Genomic DNA, 20316 nt, shown 5'->3' with positions numbered 1-20316 from the left:
AGAGTGGGTCAAGCCCGCCGCGCAACCCTCAGGAAGATCACCAGCGCCAGCCCCGGCAATACCGCGCCCACCAGCGCCACGCCATTCCAGCCATAACCCGCATACAAGGCACTGGCCACTGCCGAACCCAGGGCACCGCCGATGAAGATGCTGGTCATGTACACGGCATTGAGCCGCCCGCGGCTGGCTGGGTCCAGGGCGTACACCTCACGCTGGCCGATCACCATGTTCATCTGCACGGCGAAGTCCAGCAGCACCCCGGTCAACCCCAGGCCGATCACGCTGTAGCCCGGCGCGCTCAGCCCGAACAGCAGCGACAACGGCGCCAGCACCAGGGCCAGCAACGACGCCTGGCGCGCATGCCCGGCATCGGCAAGGCGCCCGGCAATCGGGGCCGCAATGGCGCCCACCGCGCCCACCAATGCGAACAACGCGATCTGGCTCTGCGACAGGCCATGCTCGGTTGCCAGCGCCAGCGGCACGGCGGTCCAGTACAGGCTGAACGTCGCGAACATCAAGCCTTGATACAGCGAGCGCTGGCGCAGCAACGGGTAGCGCCGCAGCAGCCCGCCCAGCGAGGCCATCAACTCGACGTAGCTGGCCTTGTGCTCCGGCACACGCCGCGGCAGGGTCACGGCCAGCAGCACGACGATTGCCGCCATCAGCACCGCCGCCCCCAGGAACACGGCACGCCAGCCGAAGTGATCGGCCACCAGGCTCGACAAGGGCCGCGCCAGCAGGATGCCCAACAGCAGGCCACCCATGATGTTGCCCACCACCCGGCCACGCTGTTGCTCCGGCGACAGATGCGCAGCCAGTGGGATCAGCATCTGCACCGCCACCGAACTGAAGCCGATCAGCAAGGCATAACCGAGAAACAGCTCACCTTGGCCGTTCCCGCTGCTGCCCGCCAGGAGCAGGCTGGCGCAGGACAGCACAGCCGTGGCGATCATCAGCCGACGGTTCTCCACCAGGTCGGCCAACGGCACCAGCAACAGCAGCCCCAGGGCGTAGCCCAGCTGGGTGAGCGAGACGATCAGGCTGGCACGCTCGGTGGACAGCCCAAGGTCCGGCGCGATCAGGCCGACGATGGGTTGGGCGTAGTAGATGTTGGCAACGATGGCACCACAGCAGAACGCCAGCAGCGTCACCAGGCCTCGGCTCAGTGACGTGCCGGATGTAGAGGATGTCGCTAAAGAAGCACTCATTTCAGATTATTCACACATGGCAAGACATGCCACGCACCTTAGCGGCCAGGGCCTGCGGAGGGAATCGGAGCGCAACGCAAAGCGGCTTTGCGCCAGGCGCAACGCCACCACGTTCAGGGCCTGAGCAACGACTCGCAGAACTCGATGAACGCCGTTACCCGCCGCGACCAGCGATGGTTGGGCAGGTACAGGGCGTTGATATTGCAACTGGCAGCGATCGGATTGGCCTGCCAGCCCGGGAACAACCGCACCAGACGCCCGGCAGCGACATCGTCGCGCACCAGCCAGTCTGCCAGCAGGCTGACGCCACTGCCCGCCACCGCCGCCTCGCGCAGCAAGTCGGAGTTGGCGCAGCGCAAGGGCCCGGCCACATCCACCTCGATCAGCTCGTCTCCTTGGCGCAGTTGCCAAGGTCGCCCCAGGCCGCTATAGCGAAAGCGCAAGCAGGCATGCTCGCTCAACTGCGCGGGGTGTTCGAGCGCAGCATGGCTGGCCAGGTAATCCGGGCTGGCCACCAGCCAGCGTTCGAAAGTGCCCAGGGTGCGACTGACCAGCTCGTCGCTCGGCGCCGGATCACCCAGGCGAATGGACAGGTCGTAGCGCCCGTCGAGCAAATCGTCGAAGCGGTCGCTCAGGTCGATATCCAGCTCCAGCGAGGGGTAGCGGGCCATGAAGCGCCCCAGGTGCGGCGCAATCATCCGCCGCCCGAACTCCACCGGCAGGCACAGGCGTAGCACGCCCACCGGTTCCTGCCCGCGATCGGCGACGCTGGCATCGGCCTCGGCCAAGGCCGCGACGATAGCGCGGGCGCGCTGGTAGTAGCCGACACCCGCCTCGGTCAGGCTGACCTGCCGGGTCGAGCGGTTGAGCAGGCTGGTACCCAGCTCGCTTTCCAACGCATCGACCAGGCGTGTCACCGACGAGGTCGCAACCCCGAGCCGTCGGCCGGCAGCAGAAAAGCCCTGGGCTTCAACAGTCGCCATGAACATCTTGATGGCCAGCAGCTTGTCCATTGGCGTGATTCCTTGCGCAGTGCCGTAAAGTAGCTCCGTAAGGTAGCTCCGTAACAACCTAGCTCCGTGCGGAAAATCCCGGAACCTTCCTACAATCACCGTCCGGAATCAAGAAAGGCAAACGTCCATGCCCGACAACCTGTTCAGCCCCCTGCCCCCGCTCGACCCTGCGGCCGCCGAGCAATTCGACGAACTGCTGCGCCGCCCAGGGCTGCGCATCGAGCGCATCGTCTCCAGCGGCCAATGCAGCCCGCCCGATTTCTGGTACGACCAGGCCGAAGGCGAGTGGGTGGTGGTTCTCACCGGCAGCGCCGGGTTACGCCTGGAGCACGAAAGCGAAACGCGGGTACTGAAGGCAGGCGACCACCTGGATATCCCGCCGCATTGCCGACACCGCGTGGAGTGGACGCAGGCCGATGCGACGACGGTCTGGCTGGCAGTGTTCTACACAGCCCCTACGCGCTAGAGCTGCTTGAGCGCGATGTCTCCTGCCCCACCCTTGCCATCACGCCGCTCGCTCATCCAGTCATTGACCTTCTGCCCGAACTCGGCCGGCGCCTTGCGCCCGAAGCGCCGCGCCAGGTCGAGGATGGTCTGCTGGGCCAGTGCCTCTTCCATACGTTTCTGCGCGCTGAGCATCACCGCATGGATGGCACAGGTGCCCTCGGTGGCCCAGCCGGGCGCCGTGCCGTCGAACAGCGAGCAGCGCTCGCGGATCTCGCGGCAATCGAAGATCTTCTTCGGCCCATCGATGGCGTTGACGATATCCAGCACGGTGATTTCGTCCGAAGGCCGGGCCAGGCGAAAACCGCCACGCACGCCTTCAGTGGCCGCCACCAGCCCGGCACGCGCCAGCTTGGTGAAGACCTTGGCCAGGTATTCCTGCGGCACCCCTTGCAGTTCGGCGAGATCGCGCACGCTGGACTCGCGGCTGTCGCCGCGCTCGTCGATGAGGAACAGCAGGCAGTGAATGCCGTACTCGACGCCCGCGCTGTATAACGACATATCAATCTCCGACCAAATTTGTCGCAAATAGTACGCCCTTCTCCAGGAACTGGCAAAGCCATCGGCCACCATCGGTCGTCTGCCTATTTTTCTCAATCGCCCAGAACCCCTGATTTATCGCTGCTTCACCCGCAAAGCGAGGGCCGCCTGCGACTGCCCGCTAAAAAAAAGCTTGTCGCTTTAAACTACGACCAATAGAGTCGTAGTTGTTCGGCAAGCGCAGCAACGCACGCCGAACCTCGACCCAAACCCCTTCGACCCTCTCGCGGAGCCTGTCCATGAACCCACACATCCTGATCATCGGTGCCGGTTTTGCCGGCGTCTGGAGCGCCCTGAGCGCCGCCCGCCTGCTCGACCTCGCCAAGCGTGGCGACATCCACATCAGCGTGCTCGCGCCGCAGGCCGAACTGCGCATCCGCCCGCGCTTCTACGAAGCCGATGTGCACACGATGAAAGCGCCGCTTGGCGAGCTGTTCGAGGCTGTAGGGGTGAATTTCATCCAGGGCCATGCCCAATCCATCGATGCCGACGCACGCTCGGTCACCTATATCGACGCCAATGGCCAGACCCGCCAACTGGGTTACGAGCGCCTGGTACTGGCCGCCGGCAGCCAGGTTGCCCGCCCTGCCGTACCGGGTCTGGACCAGCACAGCTTCGATGTCGACCAGATGGAGTCGGCGGTCAAGCTGGAGCAACACCTGACCGACCTCGCCAGCCTGCCGGCCTCCCCGGCCCGCAACACCGTGGTGGTGTGCGGCGGCGGTTTCACCGGCATCGAGACCGCCACCGAAATGCCTGCCCGCTTGCGCGCAGTACTCGGCGAGCAGGCCAATATCCGCGTGATCGTGATTGATCGCGGCGCACAGGTCGGTGCAGCCCTGGGTGCCGGCATCACCCCAGCCATCGTTGCCGCCTCACAGCACGCCGGCGTGCAATGGCTCACCAATGCTTCGGTGATCGCGGTGGATGCCGGTGGCGTGACCCTGGACAACGGCGAGTACATCGCCAGCAAGACGGTGATCTGGACCGCAGGCGTCAAGGCCAGCCCGCTGACCGCGCAGATCGCCGGCGAACGTGATGCCCAGGGTCGCCTGCGCGTCGACGAGCACCTCAAGGTCATCGGCCAGCAGCATATCTACGCCACCGGCGACGTGGCCTGGGCCGCAGTCGATGACCTGGGCAACCACGCGCTGATGACCTGCCAGCACGCCATCCCCATGGGCCGTCACTCGGGCAACAATGCCATGGCCGACCTGCTCGGCGAGGCGCCGGTGGTGTATCGCCAGCCCAAGTACGTCACCTGCCTCGACCTGGGCGACTGGGGCGCGGCCTTCAGCGAAGGTTGGGAACGTGAACTGAAGCTGCAGGGCGATGAAGGCAAGCAGCTCAAGCGCCAGATCAACTCGGTCTGGATCTACCCGCCCGAGGCCGATCGCAGCAAGGCCCTGGCCGCTGCCGATCCAATGATCGCCATCGTTTAAGCGAATAAACCTGACAGATCCGTCAAAAAATGACGGATCTGTTTATACGTGTAGTTACATTGAATGACTGGTCAATAATAGTGGCACCGTGGCATTATTGACGTCAAAAAACCTACTAAAGTTAAGGACATTGTACTTTCCCGCAGCGCATCGAGACGCCTGGCCCCTTTCGCCGGTTCCGGCACCACGACCCAGCGCTTGAAGCCTGCACGCCACATTCAAGGAGTAGCTCCATGCACTTAAGGAATATGAAGATTGGTATCCGGGCAGCCAGCGTATTTACGCTGCTGGGCGTCCTGGTGCTGGTCATGGGTCTGATATCGCTGTACGAAACCCGGCGCATGGACAGCGCCACCGATGAGATCCGCGTCACCTGGATGCCGGCGATCATTGCCCTGAACGAGGTCAGCACCAATCTCGGCCGCGCCCGCGCCATGACCCTGCGCAGCGTGATCGAGGAAGATCCCGCCGTCCGCCAGACCACCCTCGGCCGCATCGGCGAGATCAATACTTCGCTCGAAGCAGGCATCAAAACCTACGAATCGACCATCATCGAAAAGGACGACCGCGCCCTGTTCGATAACTTCGTCTCTCTCACCCAGCGCTACCACGGTCTGCAGAAGTCGATCCGCGATGCCGCGGCCAATGGCGACATTGCCGAGGCCAGGCGCCTGGTCAACGGCCCGCTGGCCGAGTACGCCGACTCGATGATGAAAGCGCTCGGCACCCTGATCCAGTACAACTCCGACGGTGCCGACAAAGCCTCGCAGCGCAGCAGTGACGCCTATGAAGAAGCCTTTGCCCTGATCGTGCTGTCGCTGGTGGTGATCATCCTCGCGCTGGTGGCCATCGCCGTGCTGCTGACCCGCAGCATCGTCGTACCGCTGGCCGAAGCCGTGAGCGTTGCCGAGCGCGTGGCCACCGGCGACCTGACCCAGGAAATCCGCGTCGTCGGTCGTGACGAGCCGGCGCTGCTGCTGCGGGCCCTGAGCCGCATGCAGGAAAGCCTGCGCGACACCATCCGCAAGATCGCGGCCTCGTCCGACCAGTTGGCCTCGGCCTCCGAAGAGCTGCACACCGTCACCGAAGACACCAGCCGCGGCCTGCACCAGCAAAGCGCGGAGATCGACCAGGCCGCGACTGCGGTCAACCAGATGACCGCAGCGGTGGAGGAAGTGGCCAACAACGCGGTCAGCACCGCCGACGCCTCCAAGGGCGCCGACCAGACCACCCGCGATGGCCGCGACCAGGTCAACCAGGCGCTGAGTTCGATCCAGCAACTGGTCGAGGACGTCACCGGCACCTCCAGCGAGATCGAACAACTGGCCACCAGCGCCAACGAAATCAGCCGCGTGCTCGATGTGATTGGCTCGATTGCCGGGCAAACCAACCTGCTGGCGCTCAACGCCGCCATCGAGGCGGCACGGGCCGGGGAAGCCGGACGTGGCTTTGCCGTAGTCGCCGATGAAGTGCGCGCGCTGGCCCACCGGACCCAGCAGTCCACGGCCGAGATCGAGCAGATGATCGGGGGTATCCAGACCGGCACCGAGCGCGCCGTGGGTTCGATGCACAGCAGCCAGGGCCGTGCCAGCGACACCCTGGAGATCGCCGAGGCCGCAGGTCAGGCACTGGAGCTGATTGCCGAGGCGATCGCCGCGATCAACCAGCGCAACCTGGTGATCGCCAGCGCGTCCGAAGAGCAGGCCCAGGTGGCGCGTGAGGTAGACCGCAACCTGGTGAACATCCGTGACCTGGCGATGCAGACCTCTGCGGGAGCCAACCAGACCAGCGCCGCGGCGCAGGATCTCTCGCGCCTGGCGGTGGAATTGAACGGGATGGTGGCGCAGTTCAAGGTGTGAATGAAACACCGAGGGCCGCTTTGCGGCCCTCTTGCACATCAACTAGTCGCTCACACCTAGCACACGTCCCGCCTTCAGCGCCTTGCCGCGAGTCGCCAGGCAATAATAGAGCGGCACTGTCACCAGCAACCCGAACAGCCACGACAGGTCGGCGCCTTCGACGATGTTCGAATACGGCCCCACATACAGCGCCGTATTGGCGAACGGCAGTTGCACCAGGATCCCGCATACATAGGCAACGATGGCGTGGTGGTTGAAGCGACCGTAGATGCCGCCATCGGCGCGGAAGAACGAGGCGATGTCGTATTCGCCCTTCTTGATCAGGTAGAAGTCGACCAGGTTGATCGACGCCCAGGGCACCAGCACCAGCAGCAGTGCCAGGATCAGACCGATGAACTGGCCGATGAACCCCGCCGAGGCATTCAGCGCCACCAGCCCGCACCCGAACAGGATCACCGACGCCAGCACTACCCGCACCCGCACGCTCGGCGTCCAGTGAGCGACGAACGTCTGGATCGCGGTGACGATCGACAGCACCGCGCCATACAGATTCAGCGCGTTGTGGCTGATGATGTTGAGCAGGAACAGCACCATCAGGACCGGCCCCAGCCAGCCAGTGGCCTGCTTGACCGCATCCATCGCATCGGTGCCTTCAGGCACGCACAACACCGCCACCGCCCCGAAGCTGAAGCACAGGATGGTGCCCAGGGTCGCGCCGAAATAAGTCGCCCAGAACGGCTTGGCGATACCGATCTCGCGCGGCAGGTAGCGCGAATAATCCGAGGTGTAGGGCGAGAAGCTGATCTGCCAGATGGTGCCCAGCGACACCGTGGCGATGAAGCCCGACAGGTTGAAGGCCCCGCGACTGAAGAAGTCGGCTGGCAGCTCCTGGGCGAACATCATGATGAAGCCGGCCAGCAGCGCCGAGCCCATCACCCAGGTACCGATGCGGTTCAGGCTATGGATGAAGCGATAGCCGATCACGCCAATGGCCGTGGCGCTCAGGGCACCGATGACGATGGCCGTGGGCATCGGCACGCTCGGAGCGATGCCGTGGATCGACTTGCCCGCCAGGACGATGTTGGAAATGAAGAAGCCGACATAGATCAGCGCGGTGAAGAACACGATCAGCAATGCGCCGTAGCGCCCGAACTGGCCGCGGCTCTGCACCATCTGCGGAATGCCCAGCTGCGGTCCCTGCGCAGAGGCCAGGGCGATGACGATCCCGCCCAGCAGATGCCCCATCACGATGGCGACCAGGCCCCACAGCAGGTTCAGGTGGAACACCTGGACCACCATCGCGCCGGTGACGATCGGCAGTGGCGCGATATTGGTACTGAACCAGAGGGTGAAGAGGTCGCGCGCCTTCCCGTGGCGCTCGGAGGGGGGAACATGATCGACCGTGTGATTCTCGACAAACTGGTGTTGCGACGACGGTTGGGACATAGGATTTCAGCTCGAAAGGATCATTTTTATCTTTGTATGGAAACCGCTCGGGGCGGCCTCTCAGCTGAAGACCATATTATGGTATTCCAAGCTTTTGACAACACTGCGCTGTGCTTTTTCAGCGCATCTGATCTGCCTTGTGCGCCACTGTGGCGCAGGGCTCTCGTAATCAAGACCAATGAATACGGGGCTTTTACCGTTCATCGTGTGTTCCGGTGCGCGGAAAATTCTGCTTGCAATATAGGTATTACGGTATACCATCAGACACATCAACGATAAAAAACGCGGACCACCGCACGCCCCTTAGAGGTACACGCCATGATCGACGCAACCGTCTACAAGCACGTCCTGGGCTCCTTCCCGTCCGGCGTCACGGTCATCACCACCCTGGACGACGACGGCTCGGTCGTCGGCCTCACTGCCAGCGCCTTTTCTTCCCTGTCCATGGACCCGCCGCTGGTGCTGTTCTGCCCCAACTACAGCTCCGACTCCTATCCTGTACTGATCAAGCAGAAGCGCTTCGCCATCCACTTGCTGTCCGGCGAGCAGCAGGCCGAAGCCTATGCATTCGCCAAAAAAGGCAAGGACAAGGCCAGCGGTATCGAGTGGACCCTGAGCGAGCTGGGCAACCCGCTGCTGGCCGGTGCCACGGCGATCATCGAGTGCGAGCTGTGGCGCGAGTACGAAGGTGGCGATCACGCCATCATGGTCGGCAAGGTACACAACCTGATCGTGCCTGAGGACGCCCCACGACCGATGGTCTACTGCCGCGGCAAAATGGCCAGCCTGCCCGCCTTCGCCTGATACCTGCAGTTCGACGCAAGACTCTGTGGGAGCGGGCTCGTCCCGCGATCACCGGCAAAGCCGGTGTCATTCAGGACGCGGCCTGTTTCCCTGTGCCGCGCCGTCCCCACATCGACCACAACAAGCTCCGAGGAAAGCCCCATGAAATTTTCGTTGTTCGTGCACATGGAACGTTGGGATGACCAGGTCAGCCACCGCCAGCTGTTCGAAGACCTGACCGAACTGACCCTGATGGCCGAGCACGGCGGTTTCAGCACCGTATGGATCGGCGAACACCACGCCATGGAATACACCATCTCGCCCAGCCCCATGCCGCTGCTGGCCTACCTGGCCGCACGCACCGAGACCATCCGCCTGGGCGCCGGCACCATCATCGCGCCGTTCTGGAATCCGATCCGCGTTGCTGGCGAATGCGCCCTGCTCGATGTGATCAGCAATGGCCGCATGGAAGTGGGCCTGGCCCGCGGCGCCTACCAGTTCGAGTTCGATCGCATGGCCGGTGGCATGCCTGCCACCGACGGCGGCAAGGCCCTACGCGAGATGGTCCCGGCGGTTCGCGCCCTGTGGCAGGGCGACTACGCCCACGAAGGCGAGGTGTACAACTTCCCCACCTCCACCAGCGTGCCCAAGCCAGTGCAGCACGGCATGCCACCGATGTGGATCGCCGCCCGCGACCCGGACTCGCACAACTTTGCGGTCAAGCATGGCTGCAATGTCATGGTCACCCCACTGATGAAAGGTGACGAAGAGGTGCTGGACCTGAAGAACAAGTTCCAGGCCGCGTTGGACAACAACCCTGACGTGCCGCGCCCGCAACTGATGGTGTTGCGCCATACCCACGTGCACAGCCCGGCCGAGCCCGATGGCTGGAAGATCGGCGCCCAGGCGATCTCGCGCTTCTATCGCACCTTCGATGCCTGGTTCGGCAACAAGACCACCCCGGTCAATGGCTTCCTGGAGCCCAGCCCCGAGTCCAAGTTCGCCGAGGTACCGGCCTTCGCGCTGGAAAACATCCGCAAGAACACCATGATCGGCACCCCCGAAGAAATCATTGCGCGCATCAAGTACTACCAGGAACTTGGCGTCGACGAATTCAGCTTCTGGTGTGACAACAGCCTGCCGCACGCAGAAAAACGCAAATCGCTGGAACTGTTCATCAAGGAAGTGGTGCCAGCGTTTGCCTGATCGGTAGCCCGCTGCACCTGCCCGCTTTCATGACCTGTGAGAGCGGGCATTTTTTTGGCTGCAGTTTGCCTGCGCCTACCCACCAGAAAATCAATACAGACACCCGAGAAAACCCCGGTACAGCGCACCTTTCGTCCCCCCGCAGGAGAAATTTGCCTTCCCCTCTTGCACATCAAATATTATGGTATACCATCAGACAACAAGAACTGATAACCCTCACCAGGAGCCCCCCATGAGTTTCGAAATCCGCAAGATCGTCACCTACTCCGAAGAAACCCGCATCGAAGGCGGCAAGGCCACCGACAAACCAGTGACCATGGTCGGCCTGGCCGTGGTGATCAAGAACCCATGGGCTGGCCGTGGTTTTGTCGAAGACCTCAAGCCGGAAATCCGCGCCAACTGCTCCGAACTGGGTGCGCTGATGGTCGAGCGCCTGACCGCCGCCATCGGTGGTGCCGACAAGATCGAGGCCTACGGCAAGGCAGCGGTGGTCGGTGCCGAGGGTGAGATCGAGCACGCGTCGGCGGTGATCCACACCCTGCGCTTTGGCAACCACTACCGTGAAGCGGTCCAGGCCAAGAGCTACCTGAGCTTCACCAACAAGCGCGGCGGCCCGGGCACCTCGATCCAGATCCCGATGATGCAGAAGGACGACGAAGGCCTGCGCTCGCACTACATCACCCTGGAAATGCAGATCGAAGACGCTCCGCGCGCCGACGAGATCGTCGTGGTCCTGGGCGCCTCCGACGGTGGCCGCCTGCACCCGCGCATCGGCAACCGCTACATCGACCTGGAAGAACTGGCTGCCGAGAAAGCCAACGCTCAATAACAATAAGCAGACGGGCCGGAGCCAAGCGTCACGGCACCGGCCTTTCAAGGAGCGCCATCCATGATTCAGCCTGTCGCTGAACGTACACCTGCCGGGACCAGCTACCTGAGCCTCGGCCAGGGCCAACCCGTGGTGCTGATCCACGGCGTGGGCCTGAACAAGGAAATGTGGGGTGGCCAGTTCGTCGGCCTGTCCACCGACTACCGGGTCATCGCCTACGACATGCTCGGCCATGGCCAGAGCGCGTTGCCCGCGCCGGACACCGACCTGCAAGGCTACGCCACCCAGCTCGCCGAACTGCTCGACCACCTGCAGATCCCCCAGGCCACCGTCATCGGCTTCTCCATGGGCGGCCTGGTCGCCCGCGCCTTCGCCCTGCACTACCCGCAGCGGCTGTCGGCCCTGGTCGTGCTCAACAGCGTGTTCAACCGTAGCCCCGAGCAGAGCGCCGGTGTCATCGCCCGCGCCGCGCAGGCTGCCGAGCTTGGCCCGGACGCCAACGTCGACGCGGCGCTGGACCGCTGGTTCAGCCGCGAGTACAAAGCGGCCAACCCGGCCCAGGTCGCGGCCATCCGCCAGGTGCTGGCCAGCAACGACCCCCAGGGTTACCACACCACCTATTCGCTGTTCGCCACCCAGGACATGTACCGCGAAGCGGACCTGGGCAGCATCCAGGTGCCAACGCTGATCGCCACCGGCGAGCTCGACTCCGGCTCCACCCCGGCCATGACCCGCCAGCTCGCCGCGCGCATTCCCGGCGCCCGCAGCGTGGTCCTGCCCGAACAACGGCATATGATGCCCGTTGAGGCTCCACGCGAAGTCAACCGCATGCTGCTGGACTTCCTGAGCCAAGCCCGCACCCTCACCGAATCCGCCAAGGGGATAGTTGCATGACCCTCGTTCGTTTCCAGATGTGCATCGACGGCCAATGGCGCGATGCCCAGAGCGGCAAGACCTTCGACAGCCTCGACCCGGCCACCGCCCAGGCCTGGGCGCAACTGCCCGATGCCGACGAGCAGGACGTCGAGCTGGCGGTACAGGCCGCCCAGCGCGCCTTCGACAGCAAGGCCTGGCGCGGGCTCACCGCCACCGCACGGGGCAAGCTGCTGCGCCGCCTGGGTGACCTGATCGCCGAGAACAAGGAGCACCTGGCCCAGCTCGAAAGCCGCGACAACGGCAAGCTGATCCGCGAGACCCGCGGCCAGGTCGGCTACCTGCCGGAATTCTTCCACTACACCGCAGGCCTTGCCGACAAGCTCGAAGGCGGCACCCTGCCGCTGGACAAGCCCGACCTGTTCGCCTACACCGTGCACGAGCCCATCGGTGTGGTGGCTGGCATCATCCCGTGGAACAGCCCGCTGTACCTGACCGCGATCAAGCTCGCCCCGGCCCTGGCCGCTGGCAACACCATCGTGCTCAAACCCTCGGAGCATGCATCGGCCACTATCCTGGAGCTGGCCCGCCTGGCGCTGGAAGCCGGTTTCCCGGCCGGCGTGGTCAACGTCGTCACCGGTTACGGCCCAAGCACCGGCGCGGCGCTCACCCGTCATCCACTGGTGCGCAAGATCGCCTTCACCGGCGGCGCCGCCACTGCCCGCCATGTGGTGCGCAGCAGCGCCGAGAACTTCGCCAAGCTGTCGCTGGAGCTGGGCGGCAAGTCGCCGAACATCATCTTCGCCGACGCCGACCTGGACAGCGCCATCAACGGTGCGGTGGCCGGTATCTACGCCGCCTCCGGGCAAAGCTGCGTGGCCGGTTCGCGCCTGCTGGTGCAGGACGAGATCTTCGACGCGTTCGTCGAGCGCCTGATCGAGCGGGCCAAGCGCATCCGCATCGGTAACCCGCAGGACGACGCCAGCGAAATGGGCCCGATGGCCACCGCCCAGCAACTGGCCGTGGTCGAAGGTCTGGTCGCTGCGGCCAAGGCCGAGGGCGCCAAGCTGCGCCTGGGTGGCAAGCGCGCCGAAGTCGAGGGCGACGGCTGGTTCTACGAGCCGACCCTGTTCGAGTGCGACAGCAACACGATGACCATCATGCAGGAAGAGGTGTTCGGCCCGGTCGCCGCAGTGATCCGCTTCAAGACCGAGGAAGAGGCGCTGGCCATGGCCAACGACTCGCAGTTCGGCCTTGCCGCCGGCATCTGGACTCGCGACCTGGGCCGCGCCCATCGCCTGGCGCGCGACGTGCGCTCGGGGATCATCTGGGTCAACACTTACCGCGCAGTCTCGGCCATGGCGCCGATCGGCGGCTTCAAGAACAGCGGCTACGGCCGCGAGAGCGGCATCGATTCGGTGCTGGCCTATACCGAGCTGAAGACCGTGTGGATCAACCTGTCCACCGCGCCAATGCCCGATCCGTTTGTGATGCGTTGAGAAGGAGCACGAGATGATCGAACCTGGCATCTATAAAGACGTGATGGGCTCCTTCCCGTCCGGCGTGACCGTGGTCACCACGCTCGATGGCGATGGCGGCATCGTCGGCATTACCGCCAGCGCCTTCAGCGCGCTGTCGATCGAGCCGGCGCTGGTGCTGTTCTGCCCCAACTACGCCTCCGACACCTACCCGATCCTGCGCGACAGCAAGCAGTTCGCCATTCACCTGCTGTCGGCCGACCAGACCGCCGAGGCCTACGCCTTTGCGGGTAAAGGCAAGGACAAGGCCAAAGGCATCGACTGGCACCTGAGCGAGCTGGGCAACCCGCTGCTGGCCAAGGCCACGGCGATCATCGAGTGCGAGTTATGGCGCGAGTACGACGGCGGCGATCACGCGATCATCGTCGGCGCGGTGAAAAACCTGGTGCTGCCGGCCGAGCCGGTGACACCGATGGTCTATCACAAGGGCAAGCTTGGCGCCCTGCCCTCGCTGGGCTGATAGACCGCGCGGTCTGCTTCGCGGGTAAACCCGCTCCCACAGGTACTCCACAGGCTTCTGTATCTGTGCGATCCCTGTGGGAGCGGGTTCACCCGCGAAGAAGCCCACACCGATGTCCCTGTTTTTAGGGGCCGCGCTAATCGTCTCACCCTCGGTTGCGGCCCCTGTTTTCATTCGGAGCACTGCAATGAGCAATGAAAAGTACGAGAAGGGCCTGCAGATCCGCACCCAGGTGCTGGGCGAGGACTACGTCAACCGCTCCATCCAGAACGCCGACGACTTCACCAAGCCGCTCCAGGAGCTGGTCACCGAGTATTGCTGGGGTCATGTCTGGGGCCGCGACGGCTTATCGCTCAAAGAGCGCAGCATGATAAACTTGGCGATGATTTCCGCCCTCAACCGGCCCCACGAGCTCAAGCTGCATATCCGCGGCGCCTTGCGCAACGGCCTGAGCCGTGAACAGATTCGCGAAATCCTGCTCCAGGTCGGCATTTATTGCGGCGTGCCCGCGGCGGTGGACAGCTTCCGCCTGGCCCGCGAAGCGTTCGCCGAAGCCGATGCGGAGCCAACCCGTTAACAGCGGGCTGTTCGAACCACTGCAAGGAGCGCCTGGGTTCGGGGCACTCCGACGTTGGCGCAACAGCCTCATAAAGAGCGCACCTGATGAAACGCCAGCCACTCGACGACAGCTTCAAGGTCAACCGCAACCCCGTCACGCTCCGCGAAATCGTGCTCGACAAGCTGCGCGGGGCGATCATGAACTTCCACCTGCTGCCGGGCGACCGTCTGGTCGAGCGCGACCTGTGCGACCGTCTCGGCGTCAGCCGTACCTCGGTGCGTGAAGCCCTGCGCCACCTCGAGTCCGAGGGCCTGGTGGAGTTCGCCGATGCCAAGGGCCCGCGCGTGGCCATCATCACCCTGGAAGACGCCCGCGACATCTACGAGCTGCGCTGCGTGCTCGAAGGCCTGATCGTCCAACTGTTCACCCTCAACGCCAAAGCCAAGGACATCCGCGCCCTGGAGCGCGCCCTGGACGTGAACCGCGAGGCGCTGGAGGATGGCGAGCTGCAGCAGGTGCTCGATTCGGTACAGGGCTTCTACGACGTGCTGCTCGAAGGCTCCGGCAACCACGTCGCCGCTACCCAGCTGCGCCAGTTGCAGGCACGTATCAGCTACCTGCGCGCCACCTCGGTCTCGCAGGAAAACCGCCGCGGCGCCAGCAACCGTGAAATGGAGAAGATGGTCGAGGCGATCAAGAGCGGCGACCCGCTGGCCGCTCACCAGGCCTCGGTCGACCATGTACGCGCCGCCGCCAAGGTGGCACTGGACTACCTGCGCCAGAAGCAGGACGACAATGCCAAGGTCCGCGACATGGTCGAGCCCCTGGCGCTGAAGGATCCACGCATTTAACCCCCCCACAGGCCACCGATCATGCCCAACGCCCCGCGCTACTGCCCGCAATGCACCACGGCACTGGACCGGGGCGTTCCCACCGGCGACACCCACGAGCGCCTGCACTGCCCCGCCTGCGGCTACATCCACTACATCAACCCGAAGATCATCGCCGGCTGCATCATCGAACGCGACGGCAAGTACCTGCTGTGCCAGCGCGCCATCCCGCCACGTCCTGGTACCTGGACCCTGCCCGCAGGCTTCATGGAGGCCGGCGAAACCACCGAGCAGGCGGCGCTGCGCGAGGTCTGGGAAGAAACCGGCGTGCGCGCTGACATCGTCTCGCCGTATTCGATCTTCAGCGTGCCGAAGATCAGCGAGGTGTACATCATCTTCCGCGCCATCGCCACCCAGGAGACCGGCCAGTTCGGCCCCGAGACCCTCGACTACCGCTTCTTCGCGCCCGAGGACATTCCCTGGGACGCGATCTACTACCCCGCGATCCGCCAGATCCTCGAGCGCTATATCCTCGAACGCCAGGCCGGGGTATATGGCATCTACATGGGCAATGACGACACCGGCAAGGTGCATTTCATGCGCTGAATAGCGCCCGTCTCTCAACACGGCCGGCCCTGTCTCACAAATCGCTCGCCAGCCCGACATTCTCGGTGCACCCTATCCCCTCCACGCAAACGAAGCGGCAAACCTCATGGCGAAATGGCTGGATGGCGGCGGGCTAATGGCCGAACGCATCCGCAACCACGACTGGGCGAAAACGCCCCTGGGCGCAATTGATGCCTGGCCCGACGTGCTCAAGACCACCGTGGCCTTGTGCCTGGCCTCGCGCTTCCCGCAGGCGGTGCTGTGGGGCGATGACCTGATCACCCTGCACAACGACGCCTTCAGCGAAATCCTCGGCGACAAGCCTCCGGCCCTGGGTCGCCCCTTCAGCCACGTCTGGCATGAAGCCTGGAACGATATCGGTGCCATGACCCGCCGCGCCCTGGACGGCGAGGCGGTGTACATCGAAGACTTCCCGCTGGTCATCGATCGCCACAACGGGCCGGAGCGTGCCTATTTCACCTTCTGCTACAGCCCGATCCGCGACCAGGACGGCCAGATCGTCGGCATGCTCGACACCGTCACCGAAACCACCGCCAGCGTGGTCGCCAACCGCCGCCTCAACTTCCTCGACGACCTCGGCCGCGCCGTGGCCAACGCCACCGAGCCGGACCGGATCCTGGCCATCACCACCCGCAAGCTGGGCGAGCACCTGCGCCTGTCAAGCTGCGCCTACGCAGTGGTGGAGCCCGATCAGGACGGTTTCACCATCTGCGGAGACTGGGTCACGCCCGGCTCGCCGCGTCTGCTCGGCCAATATCGTCTCGCCGACTTCGGCCGCCTGGCCGTACAGCGCCTGCGCGCAGGCCTGGCGCTGGTGATCAACGACAACTTCAGCGAGCTCGAACCGCAGGAGGCCGCGACCTTCCAGGCCATCGGCATCACTGCGACCATCTGCATGCCGCTGATCAAGGATGGGCGCCTGACGGCGCTGATGGCCATCCATGACAAGCAGCCGCGTGCCTGGACCGGCTACGAGCGGGCGCTGATCAGCGAAGTCACCGAGCGTAGCTGGGCGCACATCCAGCGGGTTCAGGCACATGCCGAAGTACGCGAAGCGATGCAGGCGCTCGAATCGCTCAACGCCACCCTTGAGCAGCGTGTCGAAGAACGTACCGCACAGTTGCTGCACACCGAGGCCGTACTGCGCCAGACCCAGAAGCTCGAAGCCATCGGCCAGCTCACCGGTGGTGTCGCCCACGACTTCAACAACCTGCTGACCATCATCCGCTCGTCGCTGCATTTCCTGCAGCGCCCGGAACTGGATGACAGTCGCCGCCAGCGCTACCTCAAGACCGTGTCAGACACCGTCGATCGCGGCGCCAAGCTCACCGGCCAACTGCTCGCCTTCGCCCGCCGCCAGGCCCTGAGCCCACAGGTGTTCGAAGTGGGCCCGCGGCTGGAAGCCATGGCCGACATGCTCGACACTGCTACCGGCGCACGGATCCAGGTCAAACTGGATCTGCCCGAGACGCCCTGCCATATCCGCGCCGACCTTGGCCAGCTGGAAACGGCGGTGATCAATCTGATGATCAACGGCCGCGACGCCATGAACGGCGAAGGCACGCTGCGCCTGCACCTGCGGCCAGACCAGCTGATGCCGGCGCAACGTGGGCACGCGGGGCAGCCTGGGGTGTTCGCGGCGATCTCGGTGATCGACAGCGGCGTCGGGATTGCCCATGAATTGCTGGAGCGCATCTTCGACCCGTTTTTCACCACCAAGGCCTCGGGCCATGGCACCGGCCTGGGCCTGTCGCAGGTGTTCGGCTTCGTCAAGCAGTCCGGCGGCGACGTGCAGGTCACCAGCGTGCCGGGCCAGGGCACTACCTTCACCCTGTACCTGCCTCAGGTCTCGCCCCCGGAAACCGAACAGAGCCTCGCCAGCGCTGCAAATGCCCCGGTCGACAGCCGGCCGCGGCGCATCCTGGTGGTGGAGGATAACCGCGACGTCGGCAGCTTTACCGCGCAGATACTCAAGGATCATGGCTACCAGATCAGCTGGGCGACCAGTGCCGAGGATGCACTGGCGCAGTTGCACATGACACCGCAAGGCTTCGATGTGGTGTTCTCCGACGTGGTGATGCCCGGTATGGGCGGCCTGGCTCTGGCCCGGGAACTGCGCCGCACCAGGCCGCAACTGCCGGTGATCCTCACCTCCGGCTACAGCGATGCCATTGCCGAAGGGGGGCACCAGGGCTTCGCCTTCCTGGCCAAGCCGTATTCGGCCGAGCAGGTGTGCCAGTTGCTGGACCAGGTGCTCACGCAATAGCTGCAACGGCCTTGCACAGTATTTGTGCGATGGGATCGGTGGGCGCAGGGTCTTTGCAACCGGAGTCTGCAGGGCCCGCCCCCACAAGACACGACGTCAGCCCTCGGATTGCGCGTAAACCAGCGGCAGCAAGCGCGCCAGGCTCTGCGCCAACTCCGCACGGCGGAACGGCTTGCGCAACACCTCGAAGCCACAGAGCTCACGCGGCGTGAGGTTGGCATAGCCGGTGATGATCAACACCGGCAGCGCCGGCATACGCCGCCGCAGCGCCTGGGCGAACTCGGCGCCGGTCCGCTCGGGCATCATCTGGTCGGTCACCAGCACTTCCACGGCGAATCCCTGCTCCAGCACCTGCTCGGCTTCGGCCGCACTCAAGACCGCTTTCACTTCATACCCCAAGTCACGCAGCTGCATTGCCGTGGCATGGAGCACGATGGCTTCGTCATCCACCAGTAATACCCTGACCGGACGCGTCGGCCTGGACACTTCGTCCACCGGGTCATCGCGACACAGGGTTTCGGCGTCAGTGGTCGGCAGCCACAATGTCGCTGTCGACCCTTGCCCCGGCTGCGAACGAATGGCAAACCCGCCGCCAGACTGCAGTGCAAGCCCCTGCACCATTGGCAGGCCAAGCCCGGTGCCCTTGCCCGCGCCCTTGGTGGAATAGAATGGCTCGCAGCAGCGCGCCAGCACCTCATCGCTCATACCGCAGCCGCTATCGGCCACCTCCAGCCATACCATCGCCCCTTGCCCAGGCCCTACAGGCCGATCCGCCCGTGCGGCGTCCAGCCCCGCACGAATCCTCAACCTGCCACCGCCTGGCATCGCATCGCGCGCGTTGAGTACCAGGTTGATCAGCGCAAGCTCCAGTTGATGCGGGTCAACCACTGCTGCCGGCAGCGCCGGGTCGACATCGACCTGTACCTTGATGGTCGGCCCCAGCGAGCGCATGATCAATTCGTGCATGTCACCGATCCGTGCAGCCAGGCAGACGGGCTCAGGCTTGAGGGTCTGGCGCCGGGCAAAGCTGAGCAGACGGCCGACCAGGCTGCGTGCCCGCTCCGCAGCCTGCAGGGCGCCCTCGATCAGACGCGTCGAACGCGCTGCGTCGTCCGGACGCCGGGCGATCAGCTCCAGTGAGGCGATGATTGGGGTGAGCATATTGTTGAAGTCATGGGCAATGCCGCCGGTCAGTTGGCCGACGGCCTCCATCTTGCGTGCTTCATGCAACTGCATGAGGTCCGACTCACGCTCGGCCAGCATGCTGGCAACTCGCTCCTCAAGCGTAGCGTTGAGCGTCATCAGCTCGGCCAGCGTTGCCTCCAGGTGCGCGGAGCTGGCGCGCAACGCTCGCTCCGAGCGGGCATGGATGATCGCAGACCAGGTGAGTTTGGCCGCCTCTTCCACCAGCTGACACTCATCGTCGGCGAACACATGGGGGCGATTGAAGTAGACACACAGCATGGCGTCGAGCACACCGCTGCGCAGCAGCGGCACCTTGAGGCTGGCGCACAGGTCTCTGGAGGCGCCAGCCGGATAGTCGTCATGAACCCCATGCCCCGCCTGAAGTTGCTCACGCAACAACCCGTCATGTCCGCGCCACAAGTGCTGCCCTGTTTGCGACGGCACCCCATCGACCCAGTCACGGGCGACGACATAGCGCTCGTCATCGCCCAGATCCTCGGCAAAGCACACCCGGCAGGCGCCCAGCTCCTCACCGAGCAGGCGGGTGGCAAAGGTCTCGATCACCTCGGGTTCGTCCATCTCCGGAAGCGCCCGGCCCAATGCCAGCAGGAACGCCTGGCGCCGCTCGAACTGAACGCGCTCGGTGGTTTCGGTGACGATGCACAGCACCCCACCCACACTGCCATCGGCCTCGCGTACCGCCGAATAGGAGACATCGAAATAGGCTGTCTCGCCCAGGCCCCGGCGCTCGATATAGAACGGACGGTCGCGCGCCGAGAAGGTCTCGCCGGTGTCACGCACATTGCGTAGCAACGGTTCGAGATCGTCCCACAACTCGCTCCAGTGCTCGCGGGCAGGCCGCCCGAGCGCACGCGGATGCTTGGCACCGATGGTCGGGGCGTAGGCATCGTTGTAGAGCGCCACGTACTCCGGCCCCCAGAACAGGACGATCTGGGCCTTGGCCGGGAGGATAGTCGCCATGAGCGTCTGCAGGCTGAATGACCATGTGCCTGGAGCGCCAAGCGGCGACTCGGTCCATTCCAGGCTCTGCAACAGCGAGCCGACCGTGCCGCCGTTGATCAGAAAGGCGGGCGCCAGGGGCCGGGCGTGTTCGGTATCACCGTCCTGTAGTGATTTCATGTCATGCA

Annotated in this window: 18 protein-coding genes; 13 read left to right on the top strand and 5 right to left on the bottom strand. The window is 64.5% G+C overall.

Going from position 1 to position 20316, the window contains the following annotated elements:
• Positions 1-8: 8 nt before the first annotated feature.
• Both VA602_RS18570 and VA602_RS18565 read right to left on the bottom strand, forming a co-directional pair.
• Positions 9-1208, bottom strand: coding sequence for an MFS transporter (locus VA602_RS18570; protein WP_323453926.1), 1200 nt, complete (start codon positions 1206-1208; stop codon positions 9-11).
• 113 nt (positions 1209-1321) lie between these two features.
• A complete protein-coding gene (locus VA602_RS18565; RefSeq protein ID WP_063545274.1) occupies positions 1322-2221 on the bottom strand; it encodes a LysR family transcriptional regulator in 900 nt (299 codons plus the stop codon).
• A gap of 127 nt (positions 2222-2348) precedes the next feature.
• Between VA602_RS18565 and VA602_RS18560 the strand changes: the two genes are divergently transcribed.
• Positions 2349-2687, top strand: a complete 339-nt coding sequence (locus VA602_RS18560) for a cupin domain-containing protein (RefSeq protein ID WP_063545275.1) — start codon at positions 2349-2351, stop codon at positions 2685-2687.
• On the opposite strand, the gene VA602_RS18555 is transcribed toward VA602_RS18560, so the two are convergent.
• Positions 2684-3226: an RrF2 family transcriptional regulator gene (locus VA602_RS18555; RefSeq protein ID WP_323453925.1), complete on the bottom strand. Its 543-nt coding sequence runs from the start codon at positions 3224-3226 to the stop codon at positions 2684-2686. The genes VA602_RS18560 and VA602_RS18555 overlap by 4 nt on opposite strands.
• Positions 3227-3504: 278 nt before the next feature.
• On the opposite strand from VA602_RS18555, the gene VA602_RS18550 reads away from it, so the two are divergent.
• Both VA602_RS18550 and VA602_RS18545 read left to right on the top strand, forming a co-directional pair.
• On the top strand, positions 3505-4707 hold the full coding sequence (locus tag VA602_RS18550; protein WP_153772751.1) for an NAD(P)/FAD-dependent oxidoreductase: 1203 nt from the start codon (positions 3505-3507) through the stop codon (positions 4705-4707).
• Positions 4708-4940: 233 nt separating this feature from the next.
• Positions 4941-6566, top strand: a complete 1626-nt coding sequence (locus VA602_RS18545) for a methyl-accepting chemotaxis protein (RefSeq protein WP_323453924.1) — start codon at positions 4941-4943, stop codon at positions 6564-6566.
• A gap of 42 nt (positions 6567-6608) precedes the next feature.
• On the opposite strand, the gene VA602_RS18540 is transcribed toward VA602_RS18545, so the two are convergent.
• Positions 6609-8012: a purine-cytosine permease family protein gene (locus tag VA602_RS18540; RefSeq protein WP_323453923.1), complete on the bottom strand. Its 1404-nt coding sequence runs from the start codon at positions 8010-8012 to the stop codon at positions 6609-6611.
• Between the two features lie 318 nt (positions 8013-8330).
• On the opposite strand from VA602_RS18540, the gene VA602_RS18535 reads away from it, so the two are divergent.
• The 10 genes from VA602_RS18535 (at position 8331) to VA602_RS18490 (ending at position 17983) form a co-directional block, all read left to right on the top strand.
• The gene (locus VA602_RS18535) at positions 8331-8816 is read left to right on the top strand and encodes a flavin reductase family protein (RefSeq protein WP_063545279.1); all 486 of its coding nucleotides are present in this window, start codon (positions 8331-8333) and stop codon (positions 8814-8816) included.
• A gap of 141 nt (positions 8817-8957) precedes the next feature.
• Positions 8958-10001, top strand: coding sequence for an LLM class flavin-dependent oxidoreductase (locus tag VA602_RS18530; protein ID WP_323453922.1), 1044 nt, complete (start codon positions 8958-8960; stop codon positions 9999-10001).
• A 232-nt stretch (positions 10002-10233) separates the two neighbouring features.
• Positions 10234-10830, top strand: coding sequence for an amino acid synthesis family protein (locus tag VA602_RS18525; RefSeq protein ID WP_054892016.1), 597 nt, complete (start codon positions 10234-10236; stop codon positions 10828-10830).
• Positions 10831-10890: 60 nt separating this feature from the next.
• Positions 10891-11724, top strand: a complete 834-nt coding sequence (locus tag VA602_RS18520; protein WP_153772754.1) for an alpha/beta fold hydrolase — start codon at positions 10891-10893, stop codon at positions 11722-11724.
• Positions 11721-13202 carry an aldehyde dehydrogenase gene (locus VA602_RS18515; RefSeq protein WP_323453921.1) on the top strand — a complete coding sequence of 494 codons (1482 nt, stop codon included), beginning with the start codon at positions 11721-11723 and terminating at the stop codon, positions 13200-13202. The genes VA602_RS18520 and VA602_RS18515 overlap by 4 nt, the downstream gene beginning before the upstream one ends.
• 13 nt (positions 13203-13215) lie before the next feature.
• Positions 13216-13701 carry a flavin reductase family protein gene (locus VA602_RS18510; RefSeq protein WP_065862551.1) on the top strand — a complete coding sequence of 162 codons (486 nt, stop codon included), beginning with the start codon at positions 13216-13218 and terminating at the stop codon, positions 13699-13701.
• 187 nt (positions 13702-13888) lie between these two features.
• Positions 13889-14278, top strand: coding sequence for a carboxymuconolactone decarboxylase family protein (locus VA602_RS18505; protein WP_054892020.1), 390 nt, complete (start codon positions 13889-13891; stop codon positions 14276-14278).
• Positions 14279-14364: 86 nt separating this feature from the next.
• Positions 14365-15111 carry a GntR family transcriptional regulator gene (locus VA602_RS18500; protein WP_323453920.1) on the top strand — a complete coding sequence of 249 codons (747 nt, stop codon included), beginning with the start codon at positions 14365-14367 and terminating at the stop codon, positions 15109-15111.
• Between the two features lie 21 nt (positions 15112-15132).
• On the top strand, positions 15133-15696 hold the full coding sequence (locus VA602_RS18495; protein WP_054892022.1) for an NUDIX hydrolase: 564 nt from the start codon (positions 15133-15135) through the stop codon (positions 15694-15696).
• Between the two features lie 106 nt (positions 15697-15802).
• On the top strand, positions 15803-17983 hold the full coding sequence (locus VA602_RS18490; RefSeq protein ID WP_323453919.1) for an ATP-binding protein: 2181 nt from the start codon (positions 15803-15805) through the stop codon (positions 17981-17983).
• A 96-nt stretch (positions 17984-18079) separates the two neighbouring features.
• Here VA602_RS18490 and VA602_RS18485 read toward each other — a convergent pair whose 3' ends face one another.
• On the bottom strand, positions 18080-20308 hold the full coding sequence (locus VA602_RS18485; RefSeq protein ID WP_323453918.1) for an ATP-binding protein: 2229 nt from the start codon (positions 20306-20308) through the stop codon (positions 18080-18082).
• Between the last annotated feature and the right edge of the window lie 8 nt (positions 20309-20316).

Origin of the sequence: Pseudomonas machongensis (assembly GCF_034961125.1) — a bacterium.
GTDB classification, from domain to species: domain Bacteria; phylum Pseudomonadota; class Gammaproteobacteria; order Pseudomonadales; family Pseudomonadaceae; genus Aquipseudomonas; species Aquipseudomonas machongensis.
Note: the sequence above shows the minus strand (reverse complement) of the source record. Positions and strands in the feature narration are given on the sequence as shown.